The following is a 236-nucleotide window of genomic DNA, read 5'->3' as shown; positions in this document are numbered from 1 at the left end:
CGACTCCGGTTGATTATTAGAAAAGATGATTATGCTACGTCTTCGTACTGCGGAACCGGGTTACGGAAGCTCTTGGTTACGCATGCCAGGTAAATCAGACCGATAGCAGCCCAGATCAGACCCAGAACCATTGAGCTTTCTTCCAGGTTAACCCACAGCGCACCAACGGTCAGCGCACCACACATCGGCAGGAACAGATACTGGAAGTGATCTTTCAGCGTCTTGTTACGCTTCTC

General features: G+C 50.4%; 1 pseudogene. It reads right to left on the bottom strand.

Annotated elements, in window-relative coordinates:
- Window positions 1-29: 29 nt before the first annotated feature.
- Window positions 30-236: pseudogene (locus SB816_RS34910) on the bottom strand (hypothetical protein); the annotation flags it as partial.

Origin of the sequence: Achromobacter sp. SIMBA_011 (genome assembly GCF_046535435.1) — a bacterium.
Taxonomy (GTDB): Bacteria; Pseudomonadota; Gammaproteobacteria; order Burkholderiales; family Burkholderiaceae_B; genus Achromobacter; species Achromobacter dolens.
Note: the sequence above shows the minus strand (reverse complement) of the source record. Positions and strands in the feature narration are given on the sequence as shown.